Origin of the sequence: Psychromonas arctica, from assembly GCF_038155225.1 — a bacterium.
In the GTDB taxonomy this organism is placed as follows: domain Bacteria; phylum Pseudomonadota; class Gammaproteobacteria; order Enterobacterales; family Psychromonadaceae; genus Psychromonas; species Psychromonas arctica_B.
This window is the reverse complement of sequence record NZ_JBAKBA010000082.1, coordinates 1-3698: the sequence shown is the minus strand read 5'-3', so window position 1 is coordinate 3698 and position 3698 is coordinate 1. Positions and strand designations below refer to the sequence as shown.

The window sequence follows — 3698 nt, the reverse complement described above, 5'->3', positions numbered from 1 at the left end:
AAATATCAATCAGTTACGATAATCTCTTACCCAATGTGGCTGCGACAAGTTCCTCCGTCTCGTTTTTCTGAATCAATTTCAGACTTTAGCAAGCTTAAGGCATGGATGCCGTTGCTAGCTCATTTCGAGACAGGGATGTCGAGTATGAGCGGTGCGTTAAGAAGGCTGTAATTTATTCAGATTAAAAAACGAATCGGAGGTCAGTCTTTTTGCTTACTTTTTCTTCTGACAAGAAAAAGTAGAGTCGCAGACAGGGCGAAAACACTGTAAATAATATTCAAACTGACTGGATGAGCGTAGACGAATTAAAAACACTAATAAGTTGTGGACCCCACTCATTGCGTTAAGAAATATCAATTAGTTACGATAAAACATTACTCAATGTGGTTACAACAAGCCACTCCGTCTCGTTTTTCTGAAACAAGAAATGCCTTTAGCAAGGTTAGGCATGGATGCCGTTGCTAGCTCAGCTCGCCACAGGGATGTGGCGTATGAGCGGTGCGTAAAGAAGGCAGTTATTGGTTCAGATTAAAAAACGAATCGGAGGTCAGTCTTTTTGCTTACTTTTTCTTCTGACAAGAAAAAGTAGAGTCGCCGACAAGGCGAAAACACTGTAAATAATATTCAAACTGACCGGACGAGCAAAGACGAGCCAGAACCCGAAATAAACAATATAGCCATTGTTTGGATTAGAAAGTGATTCGGTGTCAGTCTTTTTGCGTGTTGTGGGTAAAAAGTTTCATCTGATAAGAAAAAGTAGAGTCGCCGACAAGGCGAAAACACTGTAAATAATATTTAAGCTGACGAGACGAGCGCAGACGAATTAAAAAAGAAATTCAAGCCAACGCCCATAAAATATTACTTGATATAACCCCCTACAGCTTGAATAGGAGTTAAACTGTTCTCTTTACTTACCCATGCGCTAATCGCCTGTGCTTGTTCTTTATGTGCCCCTTTAGATAAATTCAACGTCGCTACCCATTGATTATTTTCAAATGTCATCGGAATTTTTTGCCAATCTAACGCCACAAATTCATGGTGTAGTTGCTTATTACTGTTTTCACCACGTTTCACATCACTCTTTAGCCCCATACCTAATGGTGCAACAGATAAAATCAATGGCTTATTTTTATCAGCAATAAATTCTTTGTCAGGCGAAAAAACTGCTTTAACTTCGTGTTGAGAATCTGATGCTTGATAATCTATTTTTAAATTACCAATTGAGTTTTTTGCAAAGGAATCTACGCCACTTTCTATAGAGCGCCCTCTAAAGAAACCTTTCCATTCATTACCCGAAATAATGAAATTTGGTGTATAAGCACCTCTACGACCACTTTCTGATAACAAGTTATATTGCCTAGTGGTATATTCCGGAGTCGCAAAGGGGTCTTTCCAGCCTAATCTATCCCAATAATCGACATGAAAAGCGACAGGAACGAATTTTTTAAATAATTGTGGGCTATCCAACAACTGACTCAATTTTTCATCGGCAGGTGGGCAAGAATGGCAGCCTTCAGAACTAAAAAGTTCAACTAACGCAACAGAATCGACTCCGCTATTAAACGTTTCGGCTAATACATGTTGTTGGCCAAATATAGCAATGGTTAACAAACCAGATGTAATTAATTTTTTCATAACGACCTCTTTCATAACGAGAAGATTTAACTTATTTTTCACTTCATTTTTCTATTGAAATGCTTAAATAGACTTAAAAGATGCAGTCAGATCTTTATTTTAAATTTCCCAGTTAACAAAAACTAAACCCAACCGAAATATGTAAAATAAATGCAATTCAATCGATATTTATTTGATTGAACATGATCGTGTTTGATTAAAATCTTTGATGTCACGTTTAATAGACCAAGCAGGAAGGCATTTGATTTCATTAAAAATAAAAAATGACTAATTTAACGGCAATGTTGATGTGATAAACGGCTTAAAGTTAACGATAAAAAATTACTCAATCTGGCTACAATTTCTGCCTCTAACTTTCACAACCAATTAATTTATCTTCTAACTCAAAGCTAGAAAATTTAAAACAAAAACATTTAAAATCAATTGCTTATACAAAAAGATCATTCGATTTGACTACATCCACTCTCCCTGATTGAGTTTTTCTAAATCGATGACGGCTCTAGTAAGTTTAAGCATGAATTTAAGACTATTAAGGTAGGAAGTAGTTTATATAAATATCACAAATCACTCATGTTACCTCTTATTTATCAATCGCCTATATATTTATTTTGAGAGATTAACATCACAATAAATATTATTGTAATGCAAATAAAAGAAGCTTTAAGGTTATTCTTGTATTTTAGTTATCAATAACGTGTATTTAATTAGGAAGTCTCTATGAAGCGTATATCACCTCTTCAATATTTGTTTACCAGTATCAGCGTATCATTACTTCTCTCTAGTTGTGCTCTTCCGCCTCCCGCTAGCGGTGTATTGCCTGCTGATATTATCGATTTGAGTTATTGGAAAATAACGCTTCCGTTAGAAGGTAATAGCGGCAAAGCGAGAGAAGTTGATATCGGTAGTATTAACTCTTTTTACGATCCTAATTTCTTCTATGCGATTGCTGAACGTGGTGTTGTCTTTTCGGCGCCAAACAAGGCAGCAACAACAGGTGGTTCAACGAATACACGTAGTGAGTTTAGGCAAATGATGAGTGGCGATTATGGAGGCGATCCGAAGTCTAAACGTAATAATTTCGCACTTGCGGCTAATCCTAATGCAAAAAAATTTGCTGATATAGGCGGTAAATTAGAAGCGACATTAAAAGTAGATGCTGTTTCTGTGCATGCAGGCTATCCGAATAAGCCACCAGCTTACTCAGTTGTTGTTGGGCAAATACATGCAGGGAAAGATGATAATCTGTTATATAACACCGATGACGCCTTTGGTTGGGGTAATGAACCGATTAAAATTTATTATAAAAAATGGCCAAACCATGCAACGGGTTCTGTTTTTTGGACCTACGAAAAAAACTTACCTAAAAGAGATCCAAACCGTACTGATGTTGCCTACCCTGTTTGGGGAAATACGTGGGAAAATCCTGATGAACCTGGTGAGAAAGGTATCGCGTTAGGGGAAGAGTTTAGCTACGTTATTAATGTTCACGACAATATTATGTACCTCACTTTCACGACCAATAATCAGACTGACGTTAAGTATGAAATTGATTTATCAAATAATATTAATGCTTACGGTAAAGCAGACACATTGGATAATCCTAATGGCTATCAAAAAGATTGGTTTTATTTCAAAGCTGGTGCCTATAATCAGTGTAGTAGTAAAGATGCACCGGGAATATGGTACACGAATTGTCCTGGCTCAGGTGATTGGTCGATTGATAAAGTAAATGGAGATTACGTGCAAGCGACTTTCTTCAAAATCGAGCTCAGCCCTTCTGAGGCACCCAATAAGTAAGTTATTAACCTATCAACTAAGTATTTTAAAAGCCGTCTACCTAAAGAGCCTCATTTAGTGAGATAACTTGACCATTGATGGCTTTTTATATCTACTATTTAATGAAAGTAAATAATACCAATCACCCTAATACCAATCACCCTAATACTAATGGAATTAAATAAGTGATCTGAGATTGCGCAGGAAAAATTAACGCTAATAAGGCGTGAGCTGTAGGAGATAGTTGTTCTCACTTCAAAACTCACAACGCAGTTAGGGGTAATTTT

Annotated in this window: 2 protein-coding genes; one reads left to right on the top strand and one right to left on the bottom strand. The window is 36.7% G+C overall.

The window, feature by feature from the left end:
* Window positions 1–858 precede the first annotated feature (858 nt).
* Window positions 859–1635 carry a DUF1223 domain-containing protein gene (locus tag V6255_RS17840; protein ID WP_341629357.1) on the bottom strand — a complete coding sequence of 259 codons (777 nt, stop codon included), beginning with the start codon at window positions 1633–1635 and terminating at the stop codon, window positions 859–861.
* 717 nt (window positions 1636–2352) lie between these two features.
* On the opposite strand from V6255_RS17840, the gene V6255_RS17835 reads away from it, so the two are divergent.
* Window positions 2353–3432: a polysaccharide lyase family 7 protein gene (locus V6255_RS17835; RefSeq protein ID WP_341629356.1), complete on the top strand. Its 1080-nt coding sequence runs from the start codon at window positions 2353–2355 to the stop codon at window positions 3430–3432.
* Window positions 3433–3698 lie beyond the last annotated feature (266 nt).